This window comes from Streptomyces sp. NPDC048507 (genome assembly GCF_043199995.1).
Classification (GTDB): Bacteria; Actinomycetota; Actinomycetes; order Streptomycetales; family Streptomycetaceae; genus Streptomyces.
Map to the genome: position 1 here is coordinate 203,679 of NZ_JBICWZ010000008.1, position 25,698 is coordinate 229,376.

Annotated in this window: 20 protein-coding genes and 1 tRNA gene; 8 read left to right on the forward strand and 13 right to left on the reverse strand. The window is 73.7% G+C overall.

The features are described from left to right. Nucleotides 1-38 precede the first annotated feature (38 nt). Together ACGFXC_RS23405 and ACGFXC_RS23410 are read right to left on the reverse strand one after the other, a co-directional pair. Nucleotides 39-713, reverse strand: a complete 675-nt coding sequence (locus ACGFXC_RS23405; RefSeq protein WP_393715702.1) for a TetR family transcriptional regulator — start codon at nt 711-713, stop codon at nt 39-41. Further along, a complete protein-coding gene (locus tag ACGFXC_RS23410; RefSeq protein ID WP_393715704.1) occupies nt 710-1,699 on the reverse strand; it encodes an acyl-CoA desaturase in 990 nt (329 codons plus the stop codon). Before ACGFXC_RS23410 ends, ACGFXC_RS23405 begins: the two co-directional genes overlap by 4 nt. Before the next feature lie 395 nt (nt 1,700-2,094). Between ACGFXC_RS23410 and ppc the strand changes: the two genes are divergently transcribed. Continuing rightward, a complete protein-coding gene (gene ppc / locus ACGFXC_RS23415) occupies nt 2,095-4,788 on the forward strand; it encodes a phosphoenolpyruvate carboxylase (protein WP_393715891.1) in 2,694 nt (897 codons plus the stop codon). Between the two features lie 67 nt (nt 4,789-4,855). On the opposite strand, the gene pth is transcribed toward ppc, so the two are convergent. The 5 genes from pth to ACGFXC_RS23440 all read right to left on the reverse strand — a co-directional run bounded on the left by pth (nt 4,856) and on the right by ACGFXC_RS23440 (nt 9,055). After that, nucleotides 4,856-5,446, reverse strand: a complete 591-nt coding sequence (pth, locus tag ACGFXC_RS23420) for an aminoacyl-tRNA hydrolase (protein WP_393715706.1) — start codon at nt 5,444-5,446, stop codon at nt 4,856-4,858. 100 nt (nt 5,447-5,546) lie between these two features. Further along, nucleotides 5,547-6,128, reverse strand: a complete 582-nt coding sequence (locus ACGFXC_RS23425; RefSeq protein ID WP_393715708.1) for a 50S ribosomal protein L25/general stress protein Ctc — start codon at nt 6,126-6,128, stop codon at nt 5,547-5,549. Nucleotides 6,129-6,313: 185 nt separating this feature from the next. Further along, a complete protein-coding gene (locus ACGFXC_RS23430; RefSeq protein WP_351826252.1) occupies nt 6,314-7,291 on the reverse strand; it encodes a ribose-phosphate diphosphokinase in 978 nt (325 codons plus the stop codon). Between the two features lie 134 nt (nt 7,292-7,425). Beyond that, a complete protein-coding gene (glmU, locus tag ACGFXC_RS23435; protein WP_393715710.1) occupies nt 7,426-8,874 on the reverse strand; it encodes a bifunctional UDP-N-acetylglucosamine diphosphorylase/glucosamine-1-phosphate N-acetyltransferase GlmU in 1,449 nt (482 codons plus the stop codon). A 109-nt stretch (nt 8,875-8,983) separates the two neighbouring features. After that, nucleotides 8,984-9,055 (reverse strand) — tRNA-Gln (locus ACGFXC_RS23440). Nucleotides 9,056-9,232: 177 nt separating this feature from the next. On the opposite strand from ACGFXC_RS23440, the gene ACGFXC_RS23445 reads away from it, so the two are divergent. Further along, a complete protein-coding gene (locus ACGFXC_RS23445) occupies nt 9,233-10,495 on the forward strand; it encodes a histidine kinase (RefSeq protein WP_393715712.1) in 1,263 nt (420 codons plus the stop codon). A 17-nt stretch (nt 10,496-10,512) separates the two neighbouring features. Here the strand turns inward: ACGFXC_RS23445 and ACGFXC_RS23450 are convergent, their stop codons facing one another. Next, nucleotides 10,513-11,025 carry an SUKH-3 domain-containing protein gene (locus ACGFXC_RS23450; protein WP_393715714.1) on the reverse strand — a complete coding sequence of 171 codons (513 nt, stop codon included), beginning with the start codon at nt 11,023-11,025 and terminating at the stop codon, nt 10,513-10,515. A 5-nt stretch (nt 11,026-11,030) separates the two neighbouring features. Continuing rightward, nucleotides 11,031-11,588, reverse strand: coding sequence for a YwqJ-related putative deaminase (locus tag ACGFXC_RS23455; protein ID WP_393715716.1), 558 nt, complete (start codon nt 11,586-11,588; stop codon nt 11,031-11,033). Nucleotides 11,589-11,818: 230 nt separating this feature from the next. Here ACGFXC_RS23455 and ACGFXC_RS23460 point away from each other — a divergent pair, with 230 nt between their 5' ends. From ACGFXC_RS23460 to ACGFXC_RS23470, 3 genes are all read left to right on the forward strand, one after another. After that, nucleotides 11,819-12,814 carry an SMI1/KNR4 family protein gene (locus ACGFXC_RS23460; protein ID WP_393715718.1) on the forward strand — a complete coding sequence of 332 codons (996 nt, stop codon included), beginning with the start codon at nt 11,819-11,821 and terminating at the stop codon, nt 12,812-12,814. Between the two features lie 7 nt (nt 12,815-12,821). Further along, nucleotides 12,822-15,116, forward strand: coding sequence for an SUKH-4 family immunity protein (locus ACGFXC_RS23465; protein WP_393715720.1), 2,295 nt, complete (start codon nt 12,822-12,824; stop codon nt 15,114-15,116). Nucleotides 15,117-15,251: 135 nt separating this feature from the next. Beyond that, entirely contained in the window at nt 15,252-16,136 is an 885-nt protein-coding gene (locus ACGFXC_RS23470) for a cellulose-binding protein (protein WP_393715722.1), read from the forward strand. Nucleotides 16,137-16,185: 49 nt separating this feature from the next. Here ACGFXC_RS23470 and ACGFXC_RS23475 read toward each other — a convergent pair whose 3' ends face one another. After that, complete coding sequence (locus ACGFXC_RS23475; RefSeq protein WP_393715724.1) at nt 16,186-17,040, reverse strand: alpha/beta fold hydrolase; 855 nt, start codon at nt 17,038-17,040, stop codon at nt 16,186-16,188. Nucleotides 17,041-17,122: 82 nt separating this feature from the next. Here ACGFXC_RS23475 and ACGFXC_RS23480 point away from each other — a divergent pair, with 82 nt between their 5' ends. Beyond that, complete coding sequence (locus ACGFXC_RS23480) at nt 17,123-17,677, forward strand: CGNR zinc finger domain-containing protein (RefSeq protein ID WP_393715726.1); 555 nt, start codon at nt 17,123-17,125, stop codon at nt 17,675-17,677. Here ACGFXC_RS23480 and ACGFXC_RS23485 read toward each other — a convergent pair. Both ACGFXC_RS23485 and ACGFXC_RS23490 read right to left on the reverse strand, forming a co-directional pair. After that, nucleotides 17,674-18,618 (reverse strand): hypothetical protein, encoded by a 945-nt coding sequence (locus ACGFXC_RS23485; protein WP_393715728.1) that lies wholly within the window; start codon nt 18,616-18,618, stop codon nt 17,674-17,676. The two genes, ACGFXC_RS23480 and ACGFXC_RS23485, sit on opposite strands and share 4 nt — an antisense overlap. Before the next feature lie 81 nt (nt 18,619-18,699). Continuing rightward, nucleotides 18,700-20,307, reverse strand: a complete 1,608-nt coding sequence (locus tag ACGFXC_RS23490) for an MFS transporter (RefSeq protein WP_393715730.1) — start codon at nt 20,305-20,307, stop codon at nt 18,700-18,702. 336 nt (nt 20,308-20,643) lie between these two features. Between ACGFXC_RS23490 and ACGFXC_RS23495 the strand changes: the two genes are divergently transcribed. Beyond that, on the forward strand, nt 20,644-21,420 hold the full coding sequence (locus ACGFXC_RS23495; RefSeq protein WP_393715732.1) for an ABC transporter ATP-binding protein: 777 nt from the start codon (nt 20,644-20,646) through the stop codon (nt 21,418-21,420). After that, nucleotides 21,417-24,002 (forward strand): ABC transporter permease, encoded by a 2,586-nt coding sequence (locus ACGFXC_RS23500; protein WP_393715734.1) that lies wholly within the window; start codon nt 21,417-21,419, stop codon nt 24,000-24,002. Before ACGFXC_RS23495 ends, ACGFXC_RS23500 begins: the two co-directional genes overlap by 4 nt. Before the next feature lie 123 nt (nt 24,003-24,125). Here the strand turns inward: ACGFXC_RS23500 and ACGFXC_RS23505 are convergent, their stop codons facing one another. After that, a complete protein-coding gene (locus ACGFXC_RS23505; RefSeq protein WP_393715736.1) occupies nt 24,126-25,694 on the reverse strand; it encodes a DUF2079 domain-containing protein in 1,569 nt (522 codons plus the stop codon). Between the last annotated feature and the right edge of the window lie 4 nt (nt 25,695-25,698).

Here is a 25,698-nt window from a genome sequence, read left to right on the forward strand (position 1 = left end):
CCCGGGACGGGGCGCCGTCCTCGCGGGCGCGCAGGCCCTCAGCTCTTGCGGTGGCCCACCAGGCGCGGTCTGGCCTCCAGGTTCTCCAGCCCGTGCCAGGCCAGGTTCACCAGGTGCGCCGCGACCTCCGCCTTCTTCGGCCGGCGGGTCTCCAGCCACCACTGGCCCGTCAGCGCCACCATGCCGACCAGCGCCTGCGCGTACAGCGGCGCCAGCTTCGGATCGAAGCCCCGGGCCTTGAACTCCAGGCCGAGGATGTCCTCCACCTGCGTGGCGATGTCGCTGATCAGCGAGGCGAACGTACCCGTCGACTGGGCCACCGGGGAGTCCCGCACCAGGATCCGGAAGCCGTCCGTGTAGTTCTCGATGTAGTCCAGGAGCGCGAACGCCGCCTGCTCCAGGAGCTCGCGCGGGTGCCCGGCCGTCAGCGCCCCGGTCACCCCGTCCAGCAGCTGGCGCATCTCGCGGTCGACGACCACCGCGTACAGGCCCTCCTTGCCGCCGAAGTGCTCGTAGACCACCGGCTTGGACACCCCGGCCTTGGCCGCGATCTCCTCCACCGACGTGCCCTCGAAACCCTTTGCCGCGAAGAGCGTGCGGCCGATGTCCAGCAGTTGCTGACGCCGTTCGGCGCCCGTCATCCGGACCCGGCGACCGCGCCGGGGCTTGTCGCTGCTGGAACTGCTGCCGTCGATCGCCACGTCCCCCATCATGCCGCGTTCGACGTCTTTTCCTTGCGCCGGGCGTCGATGCGGTCCGCGGACGGCCAGCGCACGTCCGAGGCCCAGCCGAGCTGCTCGAACCAGCGGATCAGGCGCGCGCTGGAGTCCACCTGGCCGCGCAGGACGCCGTGCCGCGCCGACGTCGGGTCGGCGTGGTGCAGGTTGTGCCAGGACTCCCCGCACGACAGCACCGCCAGCCACCACACGTTGCCGCTGCGGTCCCGGGACCGGAACGGCCGCTTGCCCACCGCGTGACAGATCGAGTTGATCGACCACGTCACGTGGTGCAGCAGCGCCACGCGCACCAGCGAACCCCAGAAGAACGCCGTGAACGCCCCCCACCAGGACATCGTCACCAGGCCGCCCACCAGCGGCGGGATGGCCAGCGAGACGATCGTCCACAGCACGAAGTCCCGGGAGATCCGCCGGATCGCCGGGTCCTTGATCAGGTCCGGGGCGTACTTCTGCTGGTCGGTCTGCTCCTCGTCGAAGAGCCAGCCGATGTGCGCCCACCACAGGCCCTTCATCAGCGCCGGCACCGTCTCGCCGAACCGCCACGGCGAATGCGGGTCGCCCTCGTGGTCCGAGTACTTGTGGTGCTTGCGGTGATCAGCCACCCAGCGCACCAGCGGCCCCTCCACCGCCATCGACCCCATGACCGCCAGCACGATCCGCAGCGGCCGCTTCGCCTTGAAGGAGCCGTGCGTGAAGTAGCGGTGGAAACCGATGGTGATGCCGTGGCAGGCCAGGAAGTACATGAACACCATCAGGCCGAGGTCCAGCCAGCTCACTCCCCAGCCCCAGGCCAGCGGCACCGCCGCCAGCAGGGCCACGAAGGGCACCGTGATGAAGAGCAGCAGCGCGATCTGCTCCACCGACCGCTTCTGCTCACCGCCGCGCGTCGCGGACGACGCGGCCTCACTCGGACGTGGGGAGGACGCCGCGGCGTCCTCGATCAGATCGGGACCGATGGTCATGGGTTTCCCCTGGGGGGTGAGGAGTCGGGGGGACCGCAGCAGCGGACCCTACGGATCCGTAACCTACGGCATCGTAAGTATGGCAAAGGTGAACGGCGGGGCAAGAGGAGCACGCCCGCGGCGCCCCGCCCGCGGGGGCCCGCTGTCCACCTGTCGGCCGCGCTGCCGGGACACGAGTACGGGCCACCTATCCTGGTGTCGTCGGACAGCGCGGTCCGCACGGGCAGCCCGGGCTGCGCACCAGGAGGCACCGCCGCCGCACGCGTCCCGGGAGCCCACAGCCCAGTAGCGCTCGAACACTGCAAGGAGCCGCACCTGTGAGCAGTGCTGACCAGGCCGCCCAGGCCCCCGTCACCCCCACCTCCGCGACCTCGGCCGAAACGGCGAACGCGGAGCTGCGCGCCGACATCCGACGCCTCGGCGACCTCCTGGGGGAGACCCTCGTACGACAGGAGGGCCAGGACCTCCTCGACCTCGTCGAACGCGTGCGCGCCCTGACCCGGACCGACGGCGAAGCCGCCGCCGCCCTCCTCGGCGACACCGACCTGGAGACCGCCGCCAAGCTGGTGCGCGCCTTCTCCACCTACTTCCACCTCGCCAACGTCACCGAGCAGGTGCACCGCGGCAAGGAGCTGCGCGCCCACCGTGCCGCCGAGGGCGGGCTCCTCGCCCGCACCGCCGACATGCTCAAGGACGCCGACCCCGAGCACCTGCGCGCGACGGTCGAGAACCTCAACGTGCGGCCCGTCTTCACCGCGCACCCCACCGAGGCGGCCCGCCGCAGCGTCCTGAACAAGCTGCGCCGCATCGCCGCCCTCCTGGAGGAGCCGGTCTCCGGCGCCGGCGAGCGCCGCCGCCACGACCTGCGCCTGGCCGAGAACATCGACCTCGTCTGGCAGACCGACGAACTGCGCGTCGTGCGCCCGGAGCCCGCCGACGAGGCCCGCAACGCCATCTACTACCTCGACGAGCTGCACGCCGGAGCCGTCGGCGACGTCCTGGAGGACCTCGCCGCCGAGCTCCAGCGCGTCGGCGTCGAGCTGCCCGCCGGCACCCGGCCGCTCACCTTCGGCACCTGGATCGGCGGTGACCGCGACGGCAACCCCAACGTCACCCCCGAGGTCACCCGCGACGTGCTGATCCTCCAGCACGAGCACGGCATCACCGACGCCCTCGAACTCGTCGACTTCCTGCGCGGACTGCTCTCCAACTCGATCCGCTACACCGGTGCCACCGAGGAGCTCCTGACCTCCCTCCAGGCCGACCTGGAGCGCCTCCCGGAGATCAGCCCCCGCTACAAGCGCCTCAACGCCGAGGAGCCCTACCGGCTCAAGGCCACCTGCGTGCGCCAGAAGCTCGTCAACACCCGCGCGCGCCTCGCCAAGGGCACCGCCCACGAAGAGGGCCGCGACTACCTCGGCACCGCCGAGCTGCTCACCGACCTCACCCTCATCCAGACCTCCCTGCGCGAACACCGCGGCGCGCTCTTCGCCGACGGCCGCATGGACCGCACCATCCGCACCCTGGCCGCCTTCGGCCTCCAGCTCGCCACCATGGACGTGCGCGAGCACGCGGACGCCCACCACCACGCGCTGGGCCAGCTCTTCGACCGGCTCGGCGAGGAGTCCTGGCGCTACGCCGACATGCCGCGCGACTACCGGCAGAAGCTCCTCGCCAAGGAGCTGCGCTCGCGCCGCCCCCTCGCGCCCACCCCCGCCCCCCTCGACGCGGCGGGCCACAAGACGCTCGGCGTCTTCCGGGCCGTGAAGGACGCCTTCGAGAAGTTCGGCCCCGAGGTCATCGAGTCGTACATCATCTCGATGTGCCAGGGCGCCGACGACGTCTTCGCCGCCGCCGTCCTCGCCCGCGAGGCCGGACTGATCGACCTGCACGCCGGCTGGGCCAAGATCGGCATCGTGCCGCTCCTGGAGACCACCGACGAGCTGCGCGCCGCCGACGTCATCCTCGACGAGATGCTCGCCGACCCCTCCTACCGGCGCCTGGTCTCGCTGCGCGGCGACGTGCAGGAGGTCATGCTGGGCTACTCGGACTCCTCCAAGTTCGGCGGCATCACCACCAGCCAGTGGGAGATCCACCGCGCCCAGCGCCGGCTGCGCGACGTCGCCCACCGCTACGGGGTGCGCCTGCGCCTCTTCCACGGCCGCGGCGGCACCGTCGGCCGCGGTGGCGGCCCCTCGCACGACGCGATCCTCGCGCAGCCCTGGGGCACCCTGGAGGGCGAGATCAAGGTCACCGAGCAGGGCGAGGTCATCTCCGACAAGTACCTCGTCCCCTCCCTGGCCCGCGAGAACCTGGAGCTGACCGTCGCGGCCACCCTCCAGGCCTCCGCCCTGCACACCGCCCCCCGCCAGTCCGACGACGACCTGGCCCGCTGGGACGCGGCGATGGACATCGTCTCGGACGCCGCGCACGGCGCCTACCGCGCGCTGGTCGAGGACCCGGACCTGCCCGCGTACTTCTTCGCGGCCACCCCCGTCGACCAGCTCGCCGACCTGCACCTGGGCTCGCGGCCCTCGCGCCGCCCCGACTCCGGTGCCGGTCTCGACGGGCTGCGGGCCATCCCGTGGGTGTTCGGCTGGACCCAGTCCCGCCAGATCGTCCCGGGCTGGTACGGCGTCGGTTCCGGCCTCAAGGCCCTGCGCGAGGCCGGCCAGGACGCCTCCCTCGCCGAGATGGGCGAGCGCTGGCACTTCTTCCGCAACTTCCTGTCCAACGTCGAGATGACGCTGGCCAAGACCGACCTGCGGATCGCCCGCCACTACGTCGACACCCTCGTGCCCGGGGAGCTCAAGCACGTGTTCGCCCGCATCGAGGCCGAACACGAGCTCACCGTCCGCGAGGTGCTGCGCATCACCGGCGGCGAGAAGCTGCTGGACTCCAACCCGGTCCTCCAGCAGACCTTCGGCGTCCGCGACGCCTACCTGGACCCGATCTCCTACCTCCAGGTCTCCCTGCTGGCCCGCCAGCGCGCCGCCGCCGCCCGCGGCGAGGAAGCGGACCCGCTGCTGGCCCGCGCCCTGCTGCTCACCGTCAACGGCGTCGCCGCCGGCCTGCGCAACACCGGCTGACCCGTCCCGCACGCGCGAAGGCCCCCGCCACCGGATCCCTCCGGCGGCGGGGGCCTTCCCGTACGGCCTACGAGTTGTACGTCGACTGCGCCCGCTCCAGGCCCTCCTGGACCAGGCACTCCACGGCGTCGGCGGACCGGTCCACGAACCAGTCCAGCTCCTTGCGCTCGGTGGACGAGAAGTCCTTCAGGACGAAGTCGGCGACCTGCATGCGGCCCGGCGGGCGCCCGATGCCGCAGCGCACCCGGTGGTAGTCCGGGCCCATCGCCTTGGTCATCGACTTCAGGCCGTTGTGCCCGTTGTCCCCGCCGCCCAGCTTCAGGCGCAGCGTCGGGTAGTCGATGTCCAGCTCGTCGTGTACGGCGACGATCCGCTCCAGCGGCACCTTGTAGAAGTCGCGCAGCGCCGTGACGGGACCGCCCGACAGGTTCATGAACGACATGGGCTTGGCCAGGACGACGCGCCGGTTCGCCGGGCCGGGCGGGCCGATGCGGCCCTCGACGACCTGGGCGCGGGCCTTGTGCGCCTTGAACTTGCCGCCGATCCGTTCGGCCAGCAGGTCGGCCACCATGAAGCCGATGTTGTGGCGGTTGCCGGCGTACTCCGGTCCGGGGTTCCCGAGACCGACGATCAGCCAGGGCGCCGCGTCGTCCGACATCAATAGCTCCTTACGTGCCTGGAACGAAGACGACCGCCGTCCCGCTCCAGTGGAGCCGGACGGCGGTCGGTCAGCAACTGCTGAGGGGGTGGGGCGAGGCTCAGGCCTCGGTGCCCTCGGCGTCGGCGGCCGGCTCCTCGGCCTGCGGGGCGACGACCTGGAGGACGGCGATGTCACCGTCGACGGCCAGGGTGGTGCCCTTCGGGAGGACCAGGTCCTTGGCGTGGATGGTGGCGCCGGCCTCCAGGCCCGCGATGGAGACGGTGACCTCGGTCGGGATGTGGGTGGCCTCGGCCTCGACGGAGATGGTGTTCTGGAGGGTCTCCAGCATGTTGCCGCCGGCGGCCAGGTCGCCCTCGGTGACGATCGCGACGTCGACGGTGACCTTCTCGCCCTTCTTGACGATCAGGAAGTCGACGTGGGAGATCGAGCGCTTCAGCGGGTGCTTCTGCACGGCCTTCGGGATGACCAGCTCGGTGCCGGCGTCGCCGAGGTCCAGGGAGAGCAGGACGTTCGGGGTGCGCAGCGCCAGCTGGAGGGCGTGGGCGTCGACGTTCACGTGCTTCGGCTCGGTGCCGTGGCCGTAGATGACACCGGGGGTCAGGGCGTCGCGACGGGCCTGGCGGGCGGAGCCCTTGCCGAAGGTGTCACGGATCTTGGCGGAAAGCTTGACCTCGGACATGCTCACTCCTCGTGGGGTGACGGAAATTGGGACGACGGTCACCCGGCCGGAACGGCCTGCTACGAAGAGCGCGTCGATAACGGAGCGTCCGGACCCGCGATACGGGTACGGCCTCCCTCGCCGAGCAACTCGTGGAGTGTACCCGGGGAGGGAGGCCGTACCAAAAAGGATCTACCGCGCAGTGGTTACTGCTGTTCCTCGAAGAGGCTGGTGACCGAGCCGTCCTCGAAGACCTCGCGCACCGCGCGGGCGACCATCGGGGCGATCGACAGGACTGTGATCTTGTCGAGCTCCAGGTCCGAGGGGTCCGGGAGGGTGTTCGTGAAGACGAACTCGCTGACCTTGGAGTTCTTCAGGCGGTCGGCGGCCGGGCCCGACAGGATGCCGTGCGTGGCCGTCACGATGACGTCCTCGGCGCCGTGCGCGAAGAGCGCGTCGGCCGCGGCGCAGATGGTGCCGCCGGTGTCGATCATGTCGTCGACCAGGACGCAGACGCGGCCCTTGACCTCACCGACGACCTCGTGGACGGTCACCTGGTTGGCGACGTCCTTGTCGCGGCGCTTGTGGACGATGGCCAGCGGCGCGTCCAGGCGGTCGCACCAGCGGTCGGCGACGCGCACGCGGCCGGCGTCCGGGGAGACGATCGTCAGCTTGCTGCGGTCCACCTTGGCGCCGACGTAGTCCGCGAGGACCGACAGGGCGGAGAGGTGGTCGACCGGGCCGTCGAAGAAGCCCTGGATCTGGTCGGTGTGCAGGTCGACCGTGAGGATGCGGTCCGCACCCGAGGTCTTCAGCAGGTCCGCGACCAGGCGGGCCGAGATCGGCTCGCGGCCCTTGTGCTTCTTGTCCTGACGGGCGTAGCCGTAGGAGGGGATGATCACGGTGATGGAGCGGGCCGACGCGCGCTTCAGCGCGTCGATCATGATCAGCTGCTCCATGATCCACTTGTTGATCGGAGCCGTGTGGCTCTGGATCAGGAAGCAGTCCGCGCCACGGGCCGACTCCTGGAAGCGGACGTAGATCTCGCCGTTCGCGAAGTCGAAAGCCTTGGTCGGCACGATGCTGACCCCCAGCTGGTGTGCGACCTCCTCGGCCAGCTCGGGGTGGGCGCGGCCGGAGAAGAGCATGAGCTTCTTCTCGCCGGTCGTCTTGATCCCGGTCACAGCACAGTCTCCTCAGACGTGTTGAAAGCTGCTCGCCCCCGTGTGCGTCCGTCCCGCACACGGTGAGCCAGCCGAATTGCGTGCACCTATCACGGTACGCCGTCCCGGGCGTACCCGTTTCCGGCCAGTTCACCTCAAGGGCGGCCGGAGTCCCCCTCCGGCGCGGACTGCGCCGCCGTCGCGGCGGCGCTGCCGGGACGCTTGCGGGCCACCCAGCCCTCGATATTCCGCTGCTGGCCCCGGGCCACGGCCAGGGCGCCGGCCGGCACGTCCTTCGTGATGACCGACCCGGCGGCCGTGTAGGCCCCGTCCCCGATGGTGACGGGCGCCACAAACATGTTGTCCGAACCCGTCTTGCAGTGTGAGCCGACGGTCGTGTGGTGCTTGTGTTCGCCGTCGTAGTTCACGAACACGCTGGCCGCGCCGATGTTCGTGTACTCGCCGATCGTCGCGTCGCCCACGTACGACAGGTGCGGCACCTTGGTGCCCTCGCCGATCGTCGCGTTCTTCATCTCGACGTACGTGCCGGCCTTCGCCTTCGGGCCGAGGTTCGTACCGGGCCGCAGGTACGCGAACGGGCCGACGCTCGCCCGGTCCCCGATCACGGCGCCGTCCGCCACGGTGTTGTCCACGCGGGCGCCCGCGCCCACCCGGGTGTCCTTCAGCCGGGTGTTCGGGCCGACTTCGGCCCCCTCGGCGACGTGCGTGGCGCCCAGCAGCTGGGTGCCCGGGTGGATCAGGGCGTCCTGGCCGAAGGTCACCGTCACGTCCACGAACGTGCTCGCCGGGTCCACGACCGTCACGCCCGCGAGCATCGCCCGCTCCAGCAGGCGCGCGTTCAGCAGGGCGCGGGCCTCGGCCAGCTGCACCCGGTTGTTGATCCCGAGGATCTCGCGGTGGTCCGGCCCGACCGCGGCGCCGACGCGGTGGCCCGCCTCGCGCAGGATGCCGAGCACGTCGGTGAGGTACTCCTCGCCCTGGCTGTTGTCGGTGCGGACCTTGCCGAGGGCGTCCGCGAGGAGCCTGCCGTCGAAGGCGAAGACGCCGGAGTTGATCTCGCGGATGGCGCGCTGGGCTTCGGTGGCGTCCTTGTGCTCGACGATGGCCGTCACGGCGCCGGTCGCGCCGTCGCGCACGATGCGGCCGTAGCCGGTCGAGTCGGGCACCTCGGCGGTGAGCACGGTGACGGCGTTGCCGTCGGCCCCGTGGGTGGCCGCGAGGGCGTGCAGCGTCTGCCCGGTGAGCAGCGGGGTGTCGCCGCAGACCACGATCACGGTGCCGTCGACCGGGCCGCCGAGCTCTTCGAGGGCCATCCGGACGGCGTGCCCGGTGCCGTTCTGCTCGTGCTGCACGGCGGTGCGGACACCGGCGTCCGCGTCGGCGAGGTGCGCGGTGACCTGCTCGCGCGCGTGGCCGACGACGACCACCAGGTGCGCGGGGTCGAGCTCGCGGGACGCGGCGACGACGTGACCGACGAGCGAGCGCCCGCTGATCTCGTGCAGGACCTTGGGAGTGGCCGACTTCATGCGGGTGCCTTCACCCGCTGCGAGTACGACGACGGCTGCCGGGCGGGTTGCGCTCACGGGTGTGCCCTTCGGCTTCGGGGGTGGACCCAGGAAGGATAGCGGGGGGCCCGCACCCGCAAACGAAGGCGGGTCCCGACCGTGAAGGTCAGGACCCGTACGTGCAGGGCTCCCCCGCCAGGACTCGAACCCGGACATAAGGCACCAAAAGCCTCAGTGCTGCCAATTACACCACAGGGGATGGTGGGTCAAGCCGGATCGGGCGTTGCGCGGTACCGATCAAGCAGGCCGTCCCTACTATGCCGTACCACCCGCCTTCCCCGCGACGGTACTCGCGGCCGGTCGTGCCCCCGGTGACCCCGGGTGCCCCCCGGGTCGTCCCCGGGCCGCCGCGGGGGCCGCCCGTACGCTGGACGGCATGACCGGTACGGGGGAAGAGCGTGATGGGGCGGGACGGGACGGGCCCTGGTGGTGGGAGCGGCGGCGGGCCGCGCTCCTGGACGCGGGGCTCGCCGCGGTGTCCGCCGTCGAGTGCGGCGTGGAAGGGGTGGCCTTCGCCCGCGAGGCGGGCGTCCCGGTGCCGCTCGGGGTGCTGTTCGGGATCGCCGTGGGGTCCGTGCTGCTGCTGCGGCGACGGTGGCCGATCGCCGTGGTGCTGGTCTCCATCGCGGTCGCGCCCGCCGCGATGGGCTTCCTGCTCGGGGTGGTCGGCCTCTACACCCTCGCCACCTGCGAGGTGCCCCGCCGGATCACCGCCACCCTGGCCTCGATGTCGCTGGCCGGCACCTTCGTGGTGATGTACCTGCGCACCCGCGGGGACCTGGAGGGGGACACCACCCTGGTGCTGGTGCTCTCCGCGTTCATGGCGGTGGCGCTGACCGTGCCGCCCGTCCTGCTCGGCCTGTACATAGGGGCGCGGCGGCGGCTGATGGAGAGCCTCCAGGAACGGGCGGACTCGCTGGAGCGGGAGCTGTCGCTGCTCGCGGACCGGGCGGAGGAGCGGGCCGAGTGGGCCCGTACGGAGGAGCGCACGCGGATCGCGCGCGAGATGCACGACGTGGTGGCGCACCGGGTGTCCCTGATGGTGGTGCACGCGGCCGCGCTCCAGGCGGTGGCGGCGAAGGACCCCGTCAAGGCGGCGCGCAACGCCGCGCTGGTCGGCGACATGGGCCGGCAGGCCCTGACGGAGCTGCGGGAGATGCTCGGCGTGCTGCGCGCCGGAGCGCCCAGGCCCAGGCCGGCGGCGGCGGTGGCCGCGCCGGTGGCGCTGGCGGGGAGTTTCGACGACGGGCCCTCGCTGGACGGGCTGGAGGCGCTGGTCGGGCAGTCGCGGGCGGCCGGGATGGCCGTCGAGGTGTGCGTGGACGGCGAGCGGCCGCACTATCCGGCGGAGGTCGAGCAGACGGCGTACCGGGTGGTGCAGGAGGCGCTGACCAACTGCCACAAGCACGCCCCGGGCGCGCGGGTCGTCGTACGGCTCGCGCACCGGGACGGGGAGGTCGCCATGCAGGTGCAGAACGGGCCCTGCGGGGCGGACGTGGAGCAGCCCGGGCTGCCCAGCGGCGGGAACGGCCTGCTCGGGATGCGCGAGCGGGTGCTGGCGCTGGGGGGCGTGTTCGTGTCCGGGCCGACGGACGAGGGCGGCTTCAAGGTGTCGGCGGTGCTGCCGGCGGCCCGCTAGGCCGTCGGCGGCGGCGGTCAGGGTTCGGTGGTGAGGCGGGCCGGCTGGAGGCCGGTGAGCAGGAGGGTGAGGGCTTCGTCGAGGCCGGAGCCCAGGTACCAGTCGCCGGTGTGGTCGATCCCGTAGACCCGGCCCTCGCGGTCGATGGCGAGGTGGGAGCCGCCGTCGGCGTCGGTGCCGAGCGGGCAGAGCTGGGTGGACAGGGCCCGCCCCAGGTCGGCGAAGGTGCGGGCGAGGTGCAGGCCGGACAGCGGGTCGAAGCGGAGGGTGGCGGGCGCTGTCTGGCGGCCCGGACCGGGGCCGGTCACCGTCAGCCCGCCGAACTCGGCCCAGGCCTCGACGGCCGCCGGGAAGACGGCGTGCCGGTGCCCGGCGGGGGTGGTGTGGTCGCGCAGGGCGCCGGCCCAGTATTCGGCCTGCTTGATGTCCCAGCGGCCGGGCTCCCAGCCGGCGGTGCGCAGGGCCGAGTCCACCGGGCCCGGGAAGCGGGTCGCGGAGGAGCGGTCGTAGGAGGCGGAGGAGGCGGTCATGGCTGCTACTCGGGGTGGGTGAGGTCGACGGGGCGTACGCCGAAGTGGGTGAGGAGCGCGTCGCAGGAGCGGCAGGGCGGGGCGTAGCTGCCGTGCAGCGGGTCGCCGTCCTCGCGGATGCGGCGGGCGGTGATGCGGGAGTGCTTCAGGGAACGGCGGGCCTCGCTCGCCGTCAGCGGTTTGCGGGAGGCGCGCCGGCTGCGGGCGCCCTCGACGGCGGCGAGGTGGCGGGAGAGCAGGAGCGCCTCGGGACACCGTCCGGTGAAGCGTTCCCGCTGGCCGCTGGTCAGGGTGTCGAGGAAGTCCTGGACGAGCGGGTGCAGGACGGGCGGCCGGTCGCCCTTGCCCGCGGTGCCGGTGAGGGTCTCGCCGCGGACGGAGAGGGCGGCGGCGACGGTCGGCAGGATCCCGTCGCGGCGGAAGCGCAGGACGGGCGCCGGTGTGGGTCCGTCGGTGCTGCTCCAGCGCAGCCGGGGATCGCCGGCGGGGCCGGCCTCCGCCGCTTCGGCGTGGTCCGTGCCGTCCGCCCGGCTCGCCGGATTGTGCGTGGTCGCCGTCTGCATGGTCGCTTCTTCCCTCCCGTGGCCGCGGTGGTGGCCGCTGTCGCGCACGCCCCCGTGTCGCGGGGACAGCCTGTCAAATGTCCCCTGTGGTGTGGAAGCGGGGTCGAATATTCGTATCAATTCGGATGTTCCCGCCCCGTGCGCGCACGGGTGGCTCGCGGACGGCCGGGGCCCTTGCCCGACCACATAGGCTGTGGTGAACCAGCCAGATCCAGCAGGGGGCTACCGCCATGACGACAGGTCGGCTCGGGCAGCAGGCCGCGCCACCCAACGCCGCTTACTCGGGGCAGGTCGTGCACTTCCCGGACCCGGTCCGGGCCGCCCGCCATCCCCACGGAGTGCGGATGGACGGGGACGGTCATCCCGACTTCTCGCGGTACGCGCGCGCGGCGGTGGAGATCGCCGAGCCGCCGGAGGGCTTCGGCGTGGACGAGCTGCGCCTGACGGACATCGTGTCCGCCAACGCGGCGATGCGGGAGGCCGGGCACGCCCTGTGGGACACGGTCGGCCCGGTGGCGACCCCGCACGGCTGGACCTGGCACCACGTGGCGGGGTCCCGCCGCATGGAGCTGGTACCGGTCGAGGTGAAGGCGCTGCTGCGGCACCACGCCGGTCTGGCGACGGCCCCGGTGGACCACGGCAAGCGCGGCACCCGGCCGCTCCAGGAGTCCCGTCCGGCGCACCTGGGACTGCCCAAGACCCTGGTGTCGGTGTCCGAGCAGCAGGTCCAGGGCGTCGAGGAGGACCTCGGCTACCGGCTGCCGGAGGCGTACCGCTCCTTCCTGAAGGCGGCGGGCGGCTGCGCGCCGTCCGGTGCCGGGCTCTTCGTGGAGCTGGGGATGCTGGTGGACCAGCCGTTCCTGACGGTGCGCGAGGAGGCGGCGGTCAACGACCTCGTCTACGTCAACAAGTGCCTGCGGGACCACCTGACGAAGGACTACCTGTGCGTGGCCTTCGTGCAGGGCGGGCTGCTCGCGGTCAAGGTGCGGGGCGAGGGCGTCGGGTCCGTCTGGTTCTCCCCGTACGACGACGCCCGCGACCGGGACGGCTGGTCGGTCCAGGAGCGGGTGGAGCGGCTGCTGCTGCCGTGCGGTGCCGATTTCGATGCCTTCCTGGAGGGGCTGGCGGGCAACCCGCCGGAGCTGGAGACGGTGGCCGGTCTGATGGTGGACGGCGGATTCGCACGCTCGGTTCCGGTGACCGACGCCGCGTTGGGTGAGGGGTGATCGCGCCATGGTGACGTTCGCGCAGGCGCAGGAGCGCGCCGAGGAGTGGATCAACGGGGACGTGCCCGCGTACCAGCACCGTGAGGTGCGGGTACGGGAGTTCGGGCTGGGCTTCGTGGTGTGGGCCGAGGACCGGTCCGCCGGGCCGGTGTCGGGCGGCGGCCGGCAGCGGCTGGTCATCGCCCGGGACAGCGGCGAGGTGACCCTGTGGCCGGGGCTGCCGGTCGGTGAGGTGATCCGGCGCTACGAGGAGGAGTACGGGGCGGCCGCGACGGCCGCGCAGGCCTCGGTGCCGCAGCCGCGGATCGACTCGGAGCAGACCTCCTTCATGCTGAGCCCGCCGGAGTGGCTCCAGGAGGCGGCGGACCGGGCGGGGATCCCGCCGGCGGTGCCGTCCGCCGCCGGGCCGGCCGCGGCGGAGCCGGTACCGGCCCGCCGGGGCGCCGAGGTCCCCCACGAGCCGACCGCCAACGACGGGGTGCCCTCGGGGGCCACGCCGTGGGCCGGCACCGATGTGAACTCCGGTGCCGACGAGGCCTCCGTACCGCTGCCCGCGACGGTGTTCGCGCCGCCCCTGTCCGGTTCGGACCTGGAGGAGCGCCCGGCGGGACCGGGGGTGGCCCCGGAGGCGAAGACGACGCTGATGGCGGGCGGCAGCCGGCTGCCGAACACGGCCGTGGCGCCGGCGCTGGGGCTCGGGGCCGAGGCGGCCGACATCGCCGACGCGCCGACGAGCAGGGCGCACGTCCCGCGGCCGGGTGCGCAGGGTGCTCCGCAGCCGCCCGCGCCGCCCGGTGCTCCGGGTGCGCCCGGGGGTGCGCCGCAGTACGCCGCGACGATGCTGGCCGCTCCCGGCGCGGTGCAGCCGCCGCGGCCGCCCGGTCCGCCGACGCCGCCGCCGGGTGTGCCCGGCGCGCCGACGCCTCCCGGTCCGCCCGGGGCTCCTGGTGCTCCCGGGGCTCCCGGTGGGGGGATCGACCATGCCGCGACGATGCTGGCCGGTCCTGCCGTGGTGCAGCCGCCGCGGCCGCCGGGTGCTCCCGGTGCGCCGACGCCTCCCGGTCCGCCCGGGGCTCCTGGTGCTCCCGGTGGGGGGATCGACCATGCCGCGACGATGCTGGCCGGTCCCGCCGTGGTGCAGCCACCGCGGCCGCCGGGTGCTCCCGGTGCGCCGACGCCTCCGGGGCCGCCCGGGGCTCCCGGCGGGGGGATCGACCATGCCGCGACGATGCTCGCCGGTCCCGCCGCCGTGCCGCCGCCCGGCGCTCCCGGCGCCCCCGGTGGCGGGCGGCCGCCCGCGCCGCAGCCCCCGGCGCCCTCCGGCGCGCCCACGGTCGGCCCCGGCTACCAGGCCGTACTGCGCTACCGCGCGCCCGACGGTTCCGAGCAGCAGCTCATCCGCCGCTCGGCGCCCGGCACCCCGCACCCCGAGTGGCAGATCCTCTACGAGCTCCGCGCGATGAACGTGCCGCCGCAGCAGGTGCTGGAGCTGCACACGGAGCTGGCCTCGTGCGAACTGCCGGGCGGCTACTGCGCCCGGATGATCCGGGAGACCTGGCCGCAGGTGCGGATCACGAGCGTGGCCCCGTACGGGACCGACCACGCGGGACGTCAGCAGGGCATGCGGCACCTGCTCACCCATCAGGGTGAGCTGCACCAGGTGGCGGACGGTCCGGCCCGCCCGGCGCCCGTACGCGCGCCGCTGCCGCAGGTTCCGCTCCAGCCGGCCATCCCGATGGACGCCATCGCGCAGGAGCTGATGGGGGCGTTCGGGCCGCAGGGGGTGTTCCGGTTCGACCAGCGGGCAGTGTCCCGCCAGGGCGTCCCGGAGATCGTGGCGCAGACCCTGATGTGGGCGGGCCTGCCCGTGGACTTCGGGCCCTTCTTCTGGGCGCAGGCGGTGCCCGGCCAGCCGGTGCCGACGCTGGCGGAACTGGCGGCCCAGCGGCAGGTGCAGCCGGCGTCCGACGCGGGCTCGTACCTGGTCGTCGGCAGTGACTTCGGCAAGGCGCTCTGCGTGCAGTACGGCACCGCGCACATCGTGGCGGTGCCGGTGGAGGCCGGACCGGGCGGGGCGCCGGTGCCCCCGCAGTTCGTCAACTCCAGCCTGCCGCAGTTCGCCCGGTCACTGGCGATGCTGGGGCACATGTGGCGCCTGCGCCAGCATCTGACGCCGGAACAGGCGGGCCGCTGGACCGTCGATTTCCAGGCGAATCTGGCCGGTCTCGACAGCGCGGCACTGGCCTCTCCGGAGAGCTGGTGGTCGGTGCTGCTGGAGCAGATGTGGGACGGCCTGCTCTGATCGGATGATCGGATGTGTGGCCGGGCCGGGGTCCCCGACGGGGGTCCCGGCCCGGCCATTGCGGCTTCTGTCACCAAATGACGCATCCTTGACAGCAATCCCCGCGAGAGAGGCGCTTCCAGGATGAGTGCACCCATGTCACCTCACGGACCCCAGGGTTTCTCGACCGTGCGGGGCCGCGGCTACCGGACCGAGGAGGTCGACCGCTACCTGAGCCGGCTGTCCGGGAGCCGGGACGAGGCGTGGGAACGCGTGGCGCGGCTGACCGTCCTGGCCAACCGGATGGAGACGGAGGCGGAGCGGCTGCGCGAGGCCGTGTCCTCGCTGGCCCCGCAGACGTACGACGACCTGAGCGAGCGGGCCCGGCGGATCCTGGCGCTGGCCGAGGAGGAGGCGCAGGTCCTGCGCGGCGACGCGCGGGCCGACGCGGCGGAGGCGATGGGCGCGGCCGACGCGCACGCCGCCCGGGTCGAGGAGCTGGCCCGGCACGACGCGGAGGCGGTGCGCGAGCAGACCGAGGTGCGGGCGCGCCAGGGGCTGATGCGGGCGCAGCGGGAGGCCGACGGCGCCCGCGAGGAGGCGCGGGAGGACGCGCAGGGCTGGCGGGCGGAGGCGGTCGCGGCCGCCGCCGAGACGCGGCGCCGGGGGGAGGCGCTGCTGGCCGAGCAGGAGAAGGAGCACGCGGAGCGCTGGGACGCGGCCGGGCGGGAGCAGGCGGCCCGGGAGGCCGAGCAGGAGGCCCGGTACGCGGAGCAGGAGCGGTACGCCGAGGCCCGGCTGTCCGAGGCGCGCCGGGGGCTCGCGCAGGCGCAGGAGTCGGCGCGGCACGGCCAGGAGGACGCGGAGGCGCGGGCGTCGGAGGTGCTGGCGGAGGCCCGGGTGCGCGAGGAGCGGGTCGGCCGGGAGACGGAGCGGATCCTGCGCGAGCACACGGAGGCGCAGGAGGAGATGCGGGCGCACATGGACCACGTCCGCTCCAGTCTGGCGGCGCTGACGGGCCGGGCCCCGGCGGAGGGGTAGCGGCCCCCGGAGCCGGGCGGGGGCGGGGCCGGGGCCGGGGGCCCGCCGGTCAGGGGAGCTTCGTCAGGAAGCCGGCGATCAGCGGGGCGATGGCGTCGAGGTGGGTCTCCAGGGCGAAGTGGCCCGCGCCGTCGAAGACGTGGACCTCGGCGTCCGGGACGTCGCGGAGGTAGGCCTTGGCGCCCGCCGGGGTGAAGAAGGGGTCGCCCGCGCCCCAGACGACCAGCACGGGCGGGCGGGCCGTGCGCAGCCAGGTCTGCCAGTGCGGGTAGTGGGCGAAGTTGGAGGCGTAGTCGAAGGCCAGGTCGGCCTGGGCGTCGGCGCGGCCCGGCAGGCCGAGGTAGTGGACGTCCAGGATCTGGTGGTCGGGGGAGAGGAGAGAGGTGTCCGCGACGCCGGTCTCGTACTGGAAGCGGGTGCCCTCTTCGCTGAACAGCCCCCGCACGCGCTCCTCGTCACCGGGGACGTCCCGGGCGAGGGCGGCGAACTCCCGGGCCGCGTCGGAGAGTCCCTCGTCGTAGGCGTTTCCGTTCTGGACGACCAGGCCCGTGATCCGCTCCGGCCGCCGGGTGGCCAGCCGCAGTCCGACGGGTGCGCCGAAGTCGAACGCGTACAGCGCGAACCGCTCCAGGCCGAGGGCGTCGGTGAAGCCCTCCACGATGTCGGCGAGCCGGTCGAAGGAGTACGTGAACCCGGCGGGGGCCGTGGTGCGCCCGAAGCCGGGGTAGTCGGGGGCGATCAGCCGGTACGGGGTGCCCGCGAGCGCGTCCATCAGGCGGGTGAACTGGTGGGAGGCGGTGGGGAAGCCGTGCAGGAGCAGCAGCACGGGCGCGTCCGCGGGGCCGCTCTCGCGGTAGGCCACGGACACTCCGGCCACGTCGACGGTGCGGTGGTGAATCGCCATCACATGCCTCCTTGGGGTTTGTTGGCATTAGTCTTGCCGAGCTGCTGCTAATGGGTCAAGGGGGTTCTGTAGAGTTAGTCATATGACGTCGTTCCCTCTTCTCGGCGAGCCGCTCGCCCTGGACCTGATCAACGCGGGGGACCGTGTCGCGGACCCCGGCGGCCTCGGTGCCTGGCTGGCGGCGCAGGACGGACGGCTGGCGCCGGCCGGACCGGTGGGGCCGGCCGAGGTGGCCGCCGTACGGGCCGTGCGGGAAGCCGCCGGGCCGCTGCTGGAGGCCGCCCGGCACGGGGACCGGCCCCCAGCGCGGCCGCTGGCCGCGCTGAACGCCGCGCTCGCGGGCGCCCCGGCCCACCACGAGCTGTCCTGGACGGCGGGGGCCGGGCTGACTGCGGCCCCGCACCGGACGGCCGACCCGCCCCGGCGGCTGGCGGCGGAGCTGGCAGAGGCCGTGGCGCAGCTGCTGACGGACCCCCGGGTGGGCGAGGTGCGCCGCTGCGAGGGGGAGGGCTGCGTGCTGCTGTTCCTCCCGGCGCACCCGCGCCGCCGCTGGTGCGTGGCGGCGGTCTGCGGCAACCGGGCGCGGGTGGCCCGCTACTACGCCCGGCACAAGGAGGAGCGGGAGGACACCCCCTAGGCGGGCCGGGGCGCGGGCGCGTCGGGCCCGCGGTCGGGGGCGGCGGGGGCGTCGGATGCGGCCGGGACGATGGGCGCGATCGGCACGGTCGCGGTGGTCGCGGTGGGCGCGGCTGCGGTGGCGGGCGCGGTGGCCGGCGCGTAGTGGTACGGGTCGCTGCGCAGTCCGCGGGAGGTGACCACCACGGTGAACGGGGGACGCGCGGCGGCCGGCAGCAGGGCCGTCAGGTCTCCCGTCACCGGGTCCGGGGCGGCCGCCAGGGCGGTGTCGTCCACCGTGAGGCGGGGTTCGGCGAAGCCGCCGCCCGCCACCGTGAGCAGCCCGTCCGCGACGTGGACGCCGGTGATGACCGGGTTGGCGCGGGTGGCCAGCTTGTTGAGCAGGTAGGCGCCCGCCGGAGCGCCGGTCAGGGCCCAGATCTCGGCGGGCAGCCGGGGGAGCCCCGCGCCGACGTCGCAGAGGAAGAAGAGGACGACGTAGAGCATCGTGACCGCGCTCAGGGCCACGTACTGGAGGTCGACGAGGTCGGTGCGGCCGCTGTCGTTCGCGATCAGTTCGCGCAGCGGGCGGCGGCCGGTGGCGGTGGGCCGCGGGGCCGGCTTGGCCAGGGTGCCGCTCTCCACGCGCTTGCCGACGACCGTCTTCGCGGCGATCAGGGCCGCGTACGGGCCGCCGAGCAGCGGCAGGTACACCGTGGTCAGGGTGGACAGGGGGCCGTCGGGGCGCTGGAAGTAGCCGATGCCGCCGCCCGCCGTGAGCCCGTACGCGAGGATCGCGAGCAGCAGCCAGACCAGGATCACCGTCCAGGCCAGGGCGAGGGTGGTCGAGGTGGAGAGCCGGCCGTCGCGGCCGGTGACCGTGCCGGGACTGCGGTACAGGCGCAGGGCGACGGGACCGGCCAGGGCGGCCAGCAACGCCAGTGCGCAGAGTGCGGAAGCCATGGGTCCCCCCGGGTGCGGTGTCCGGTGAAGAGGGTCACTCACTGATCCCGAGCATGACAAGCAGCTCCGGCGGCGTGGCGGCTACTCCGCCTCGGGCAGGACCGGGAACCGCCGGGGCGCGACCAGCAGCAGGACCAGCAGGGCCGCGACCGCCGCGGCGGTCGCGCCCAGGAAGATGTGGTCCACGGCCGCCGCCACCGCGTCCCGCAGGTGCGCGGCGGCGGCCGGCGAGAGGGCGGCGGGCTCGGCCAGGGCCCGCGACACGTCGTCGAGCCGCTCCGGGAGCCCCGCGACCGGTGCGTCCGCCAGCCGGGCGGCGACGGTCGCGTTGGCCACCGCCCCCAGCAGCGCGGCCCCCACGCTCTGCCCGACGGTGCGGCAGAACAGCACGGAGGCCGTCGTGGTGCCCCGCTCGGCCCAGCCCACCGTGGACTGCACCCCGACGATCAGCGGCAGCTGGAACAGCCCGAGGGCGGCGCCCAGCAGCAGCATGACCAGGGCGGGCTGCCACGGCCGGGCGGGGTGCGGGAGCAGGGTGAAGGAGAACAGGATCACCGCGGCCAGGGACATCCCGAGGACGGCGGTGTCGCGGAAGCCGATGCGCCGGTACACGTGCTGGCACAGGGCGGCCGACAGCGGCCAGCTCAGGGTCATCAGGGCCATCACGAACCCGGCTCCGACGGGCCCGAGGCCGAGTACGGACTGGGCGTAGGTCGGCATGAACACCATGGGGGCGACCATCAGCAGCCCCAGGGCCCCCAGCGCCAGGTTCACGGCGGCGATGGTGCGCCGGCGCCACACCCAGCCCGGCAGGATCGGCTGCGCCGCCCGGCGCTCCACCCGCACCACCACGGCGGCCAGCACCGCGCTCGCGCCGAACAGCGCGAGCGAGGGCGCCGACACCCACGGCCAGGCCACCCCGCCCTGCACCAGCGCGCACAGCAGCAGCCCGCCGCAGGCGAACACGCCGAGCGCTCCGGCCCAGTCCACCGGGCCCCGGCGGCCCGGGGAGCGGACGGGTTCCACGAGGTGACGGGCGGTCAGCCACAGGGCGAGGCCGGCGAGCGGCACGTTGATCAGGAACGTCCAGCGCCAGCCCGCGTACGTGGTCAGCAGACCGCCGAGGGCCGGGCCCAGCAGCGAGGAGCTCGCCCACACGGTGGTCATCCGGGCCTGTATGCGCGGGCGGTCGCGCAGCGGGTAGAGGTCGGCGGCCAGGGTCTGAACGGTGCTCTGCAGGGCGCCGCCGCCCAGCCCCTGCACGATCCGGAACGCGATCAGGGCGGCCATGTTCCAGGCGGACGCGCACAGTACGGAGCCGAGCAGGAAGAGGGCCGTGCCGAAGAGGAGGACGGGCTTGCGGCCGAGGGTGTCGTTCAGCTTGCCGTACACGGGCAGGGTCACGGTGACGGCGAGCAGGTATCCGGAGAAGAGCCAGGTGAAGACGGAGAAGCCGCCGAGGTCCCCGACGACCTGGGGGACGGCGGTGGAGACGATGGTGCTGTCCAGGGCGACCAGGGCCATGCCGAGCATCAGCGAGAGCACCACGGCGGCGGGCGGCCGCCCGCGCGGCACCTGCCCGGCGGCCCCCCGGTGCGCGGCGTCCCCGGCGGCCGCCCGCCCCCCGGACGCGTCCGTCCTGTTCTCCCCTGACCCCACCACGTCCCCCTCGTCTGCGGAGAACACCATCTCACCGGGGGTGCGGCCGTCGGTATCCCCTACACCGGGTCCGCCGAAGGGCGCACGTCCCCTAGGGGTTCCTCAGCACAAGGGGCCAGGGGTCTTTCGTCCCGCCGGAGGAGGCCGGAAGTCCCGGGGCGTCCTTAACTGGTTCCTACGGGAGGGCGCCGGGGGGTGGGGTTAACCCCCCGGCGGATACGGCGAAGGGCACCAGGGCGCCGGACACCCCCCGCACCACAGACTTCACGTCGGCGCCGCGCACCCGCGGGGCGCCGGGCGGACGGGACGCCGCAGCGGCGGCCGCACCGGCAGACGAACCACATGGGGGACACCGTGACAACGGCGATGACCGAAACCAGGCACGAAGGGACCGGCGGCCGGGGCGCCGTCGCGGCCCGGGCGCGCAAGGTCGTCAAGGCCTACGGCTCCGGCGAGACCCGCGTCGTCGCCCTCGACGAGGTGGACGTGGACATCCTGCGCGGCCAGTTCACCGCGATCATGGGCCCCTCCGGTTCCGGCAAGTCCACCCTGATGCACTGCCTGGCCGGACTGGACACCGTCACCAGCGGCACGATCCACCTGGACGAGACCGAGATCACCGGTCTGAAGGACAAGAAGCTCACCCGGCTGCGCCGCGACAAGATCGGCTTCATCTTCCAGGCCTTCAACCTGCTGCCGACGCTCAACGCCCTGGAGAACATCACCCTCCCCATGGACATCGCGGGCCGCAAGCCCGAGCCCCAGTGGCTGGAGCGGGTCGTCGAGACGGTGGGCCTCGCCGGCCGCCTGAAGCACCGTCCGACCGAACTCTCCGGCGGCCAGCAGCAGCGCGTGGCCGTCGCCCGCGCCCTGGCCGCCCGCCCGGCGATCATCTTCGGCGACGAGCCGACCGGAAACCTGGACTCCAGGGCCGGCGCCGAGGTCCTCGGATTCCTGCGCCGCTCGGTGGACGAACTGGGCCAGACCATCGTCATGGTCACCCACGACCCGGTCGCCGCCTCCTACGCGGACCGCGTCGTCTTCCTCGCCGACGGACGCATCGTCGACGAGATGCACGCGCCGACCGCGGACCAGGTCCTCGACCGCATGAAGGACTTCGACGCGCGCGGGCGGACCTCGTGACCGTCATGAAGACCGCGCGACGCAACTTCTTCGCGCACAAGGGGCGGATGGCGCTCTCCGCCATCGCCGTACTGCTCTCCGTCGCCTTCGTCTGCGGGACGCTCGTCTTCACGGACACGATGAACACGACCTTCGACAAGCTGTTCGCGGTCACCAGCTCCGATGTCACCGTCAGCCCGAAGGCGCCCGCCGGGGGCGAGGGCGAGGGCGGCGACGAGGCGATGCGGGGCAAGCCGCGGGTGCTGCCCGCCGCCGCCCTCGAAAGCGTCCGCAGGGCCGACGGCGTCAAGGCCGCCGAGGGCGGCGTCTTCTCGACCGCCGTCACCGTCGTCAACGCCGAGAACGAGAACCTCGGTTCGACCACCGGCGCGCCCACCATCGCGGGCAACTGGACCGAGAACGAACTCAAGTCCATGAAGATCACCTCCGGCCGGGCGCCGCGCGGCCCCACCGAGGTGATGGTCGACGCCGACACCGCCGCGGGCCACCACCTGAAGCTCGGCGACGAGCTGCGCACGATCGCCGTCACCGGTGACGTCCGCGCGAAGATCAGCGGCATCGCCGCCTTCACCGTGACCAACCCGGGCGCGGCCGTCGTCTACTTCGACACCGCCACCGCGCAGGAGAAGCTGCTCGGCGCCACCGGCGTGTTCACCCACGTCAACGTCACCGCCAAGGAGGGCGTGAGCGACGAGCGGCTCAAGGAGAACGTGGCCGCCGCCGTCGGCGCCGGCACCTACGAGCTGCAGACCGCGAAGGAGGCCGCGGCCGCCAACAAGAAGGACATGGGCTTCCTCGACGTCATGAAGTACGTGATGCTCGGCTTCGCCGGGATCGCCTTCCTCGTCGGAATCTTCCTGATCTTCAACACCTTCTCGATGCTGGTCGCCCAGCGCACCCGCGAGATCGGCCTGATGCGGGCCATCGGCTCCGACCGCTCGCAGATCAACCGGTCCGTCCTCATCGAGGCCCTGCTGCTCGGTGTGGCCGGCTCCCTCGCCGGAGTCGCGGCGGGCGTGGGCCTGGCCGTCGGCCTGATGAAGCTCATGGGCCAGATGGGCATGCACCTGTCCACCGACGATCTGACCGTCAGCTGGACGACCCCGGTCATCGGCCTGGCCCTCGGCACCGTCGTCACCGTCGTCGCCGCCTACGTCCCGGCCCGCCGGGCCGGCAAGGTCTCCCCGATGGCCGCGCTGCGCGACGCCGGAACCCCCGGCGACCGCAAGGCCGGCCGGATCCGCGCGGCCCTCGGCCTGGTCCTGACCGCCGTCGGCGGCGCGGCCCTCTTCCTGGCCGCCGCCGCGGACAAGGCCGGGACCGGATCGCTGTGGCTGGCCCTCGGGGTGTTCTTCAGCCTCATCGGCTTCATCGTCATCGGCCCGCTGCTGGCCGGCGTCGTGGTGCGGCTGCTCGCCGCCCCGGTGCTGCGGCCCTTCGGCTCCGTCGGCCGGCTCGCCGAGCGCAACGCGCTGCGCAACCCGCGCCGTACGGGTGCCACGGCCGCCGCGCTGATGATCGGACTGGCGCTGGTCGCCTGCCTCTCGGTGGTCGGCTCCTCGATGGTGTCCTCGGCCACCGACGAACTCGACCGGACGGTCGGCGCCGACTACATCGTCGACTCCGCGGCCATGCAGCCGGTCGTGCCGCAGGCCGAGCAGGCCATGCGCGCCGTCAAGGGCCTCGACCACGTCACCGCCTACCGCGAGGTCAAGGCGAAGATCACCGCTCCCGACGGCTCCAGCCTGCAGGGCGACCTGAGCGCCACCGACCCGACCTACGCCCAGGACCTGCGCCGCAAGACGCTCGCCGGCCGGCACGAGGACGCGTACGCGCCGGGCGCCATGTCGGTCGGCTCGCTCTACGCCGAAGCGCACCACGTCACGGTGGGCGACGAGCTGACGGTCGCCTTCACCGGCGGCAAGACCGTCCGGCTGAAGGTCGCCGCGATCACCTCGGACGAGGGCAACATCGACAAGGGCGTGAAGTACATCAGCACCGCGACCGCCGAGGCCAACGTCCCGGCCGAGCAGCTGGCCCACCCCTTCATGCTGATGGGCAAGGCGCAGCCGGGGCAGGCCGACAGCGCGTACGCGGCGCTGAAGACGGCGCTCGCCGAGTACCCGCAGTACACGGTGCGCAACCAGACCGACTACAAGGAGAACCTCAGGGACCAGGTCGGGCAGCTGCTCAACATGGTCTACGGCCTCCTCGCGCTCGCGATCATCGTCGCCGTGCTGGGTGTCGTGAACACCCTGGCCCTCTCGGTGGTCGAGCGGACCCGCGAGATCGGCCTGATGCGCGCCATCGGCCTCTCCCGCCGCCAGCTGCGCCGCATGATCCGCCTGGAGTCGGTGGTCATCGCCCTGTTCGGCGCGCTGCTCGGCCTCGGGCTGGGCATGGGCTGGGGCGCCACCGCCCAGCAGCTCCTCGCCCTCCAGGGCCTGAAGGTGCTGGAGATCCCGTGGCCGACCATCCTCGGGGTGTTCGCCGGCTCGGCCCTGGTGGGCCTGTTCGCCGCGCTGGTCCCGGCGTTCCGGGCGGGGCGGATGAACGTGCTGAACGCGATCGCCAGCGAGTAACCGGCGCGGGGCGGTCGTACGGGGGAACGGGGGAACGGGGGGAGCACGGGGGAAGGGGCGCCGGTCCGGGGCCGTCCGCGAGGGCGGCACCGGACCGGCGCCGCCGTCCGTCCGGGCCGTTCCTCAGAGCACCCGCCGGAGCAGGACCACCCCGCCCGCCGCGCCCACCGGGACGAACCGCGACCCCGGGTGCAGCTGGGCGGCGTAGGCGACGGGGTCCTCCCCGGCCCAGCCGGTGGAGTTGTCGAAGACCAGGTACGCCGGGAGCACCCCCTGGGTGTTGCCGATCCAGAAGACCCGGCAGCGCGAGGTCAGCCGGGTCAGCACGCCGTTGTCGGCCTCCACGTCCGCCCCGTCCGGGATCCGCGCGAGCAGTGCCTCGACGGCGGCCACCCGGGCCGGCTCCCGGTAGGTCGCCGCTTCCCCGAGCCGGGCCGTCGGCAGGCTCGTGGCGCTCAGCGCGAGGGCAGCGGCGAGCAGGGCGCCGGGCAGCTGGAGGGCGTACGCGCGCAGCCACGGCCGCCGGTCGCGCCGGGCGGCGTCGAGGGCGTCGGCCAGCGCGAGGAAGACGACCGGCATCAGGACGGCGCTGTAGTGGAAGTCGGTGGACCAGTAGTGCGCGTCCCCCGACAGGAACCGCCAGCCGAGGGTGGGCACGGCCACCAGCAGCAGCGGGGAGCGCAGCGCCAGCAGCCCGGTGGTGGGGACCAGGACCCAGCCGAGGGTGGTGAGCTTCGTGCCGAGGCCGCCCAGCGGGCCGCCGTCGCCGTCGAGCTTCTCCCAGTAGGGGTAACCGTCGGCGGCGAAGGCGGGTATCACCACCGTGAAGACGACCGCGGCGGCCAGTACCCCGGCCAGGGCGGTGGCGAGCGCCGGACGCACGGCCCGCAGGCCCTCGCCCCGGGCCCGCCAGGCGACCACCAGCGCGAGCGCGGCGAGGGTGGCGCCGAGGTCCTCCTTGACCAGCAGCAGGGGCAGCGCCCAGGCCAGCGCGGCCCGCCGGCGGCGCGCGAGCAGCGCCTCCAGGGAGAAGGCCAGCAGCGGCACGGCGAAGCAGATCTCGTGGAAGTCGAAGTCGACGGCCCGCTGGATCCCCCAGGACAGCCCGTAGGCCGCCCCCAGCGCGAGCCCCCGCGCCGTCCCGAGCAGCCGCACCGAGGCCCGGGTGACGGGCAGGGCCGACAGCGCGAACAGCGCGGCCTGCACCAGCAGCAGGGTGACGGGTGTCGGGAAGGCCCGGTAGAGCGGGGCGATCAGCGCGATGACGGGGCTGAAGTGGTCGCCGAGGATGTTGAACCCCGGCCCCTTCAGGTCCACCACGGGCGGGCGCAGGTGCGCGTACGCGCGGACCGCCTGCTCGAAGATGCCCACGTCCCAGGAGCTCTCCTCCAGCCGGCGGTGGCGGGAGACGGAGAGCACCGCGTACGCGAGGAACAGCGCGCCGACGAGCGCGTACGGGGCCCGGTGCGCGGCCCGTCCCGGCCGCGCGGGGAGCCCGCCCCGGGGCGGGCGGCGCAGGACTCCGGGCAGGTTGCGCATCCGGGCGGGGTGCAGGGCCGCCGACAGGCGCGCCCGCGCCCGCGGGCGCCCGTCCGTCCGCGGGACCGGGGGGCCGGGAACGGGCGGCGGGCTGGATGCGGCGGCGGCGGCGCCGGGCTCCCGGGCGGCCTGGGGGATCCCGGACGTGGACATACGG

Bases quoted from the DNA above. Each gene is read 5' to 3' on its own strand.
- ACGFXC_RS23405 (WP_393715702.1), bottom strand. From the start codon at position 713: ATGATGGGGGACGTGGCGATCGACGGCAGCAGTTCCAGCAGCGACAAG.
- ACGFXC_RS23410 (WP_393715704.1), bottom strand. From the start codon at position 1,699: ATGACCATCGGTCCCGATCTGATCGAGGACGCCGCGGCGTCCTCCCCA.
- pth (WP_393715706.1), bottom strand. From the start codon at position 5,446: ATGTCGGACGACGCGGCGCCCTGGCTGATCGTCGGTCTCGGGAACCCC.
- ACGFXC_RS23425 (WP_393715708.1), bottom strand. From the start codon at position 6,128: ATGTCCGAGGTCAAGCTTTCCGCCAAGATCCGTGACACCTTCGGCAAG.
- ACGFXC_RS23445 (WP_393715712.1), top strand. From the start codon at position 9,233: ATGACCGGTACGGGGGAAGAGCGTGATGGGGCGGGACGGGACGGGCCC.
- ACGFXC_RS23450 (WP_393715714.1), bottom strand. From the start codon at position 11,025: ATGACCGCCTCCTCCGCCTCCTACGACCGCTCCTCCGCGACCCGCTTC.
- ACGFXC_RS23455 (WP_393715716.1), bottom strand. From the start codon at position 11,588: ATGCAGACGGCGACCACGCACAATCCGGCGAGCCGGGCGGACGGCACG.
- ACGFXC_RS23460 (WP_393715718.1), top strand. From the start codon at position 11,819: ATGACGACAGGTCGGCTCGGGCAGCAGGCCGCGCCACCCAACGCCGCT.
- ACGFXC_RS23465 (WP_393715720.1), top strand. From the start codon at position 12,822: ATGGTGACGTTCGCGCAGGCGCAGGAGCGCGCCGAGGAGTGGATCAAC.
- ACGFXC_RS23470 (WP_393715722.1), top strand. From the start codon at position 15,252: ATGTCACCTCACGGACCCCAGGGTTTCTCGACCGTGCGGGGCCGCGGC.
- ACGFXC_RS23475 (WP_393715724.1), bottom strand. From the start codon at position 17,040: ATGGCGATTCACCACCGCACCGTCGACGTGGCCGGAGTGTCCGTGGCC.
- ACGFXC_RS23480 (WP_393715726.1), top strand. From the start codon at position 17,123: ATGACGTCGTTCCCTCTTCTCGGCGAGCCGCTCGCCCTGGACCTGATC.
- ACGFXC_RS23485 (WP_393715728.1), bottom strand. From the start codon at position 18,618: ATGGCTTCCGCACTCTGCGCACTGGCGTTGCTGGCCGCCCTGGCCGGT.
- ACGFXC_RS23490 (WP_393715730.1), bottom strand. From the start codon at position 20,307: ATGGTGTTCTCCGCAGACGAGGGGGACGTGGTGGGGTCAGGGGAGAAC.
- ACGFXC_RS23495 (WP_393715732.1), top strand. From the start codon at position 20,644: ATGACCGAAACCAGGCACGAAGGGACCGGCGGCCGGGGCGCCGTCGCG.
- ACGFXC_RS23505 (WP_393715736.1), bottom strand. From the start codon at position 25,694: ATGTCCACGTCCGGGATCCCCCAGGCCGCCCGGGAGCCCGGCGCCGCC.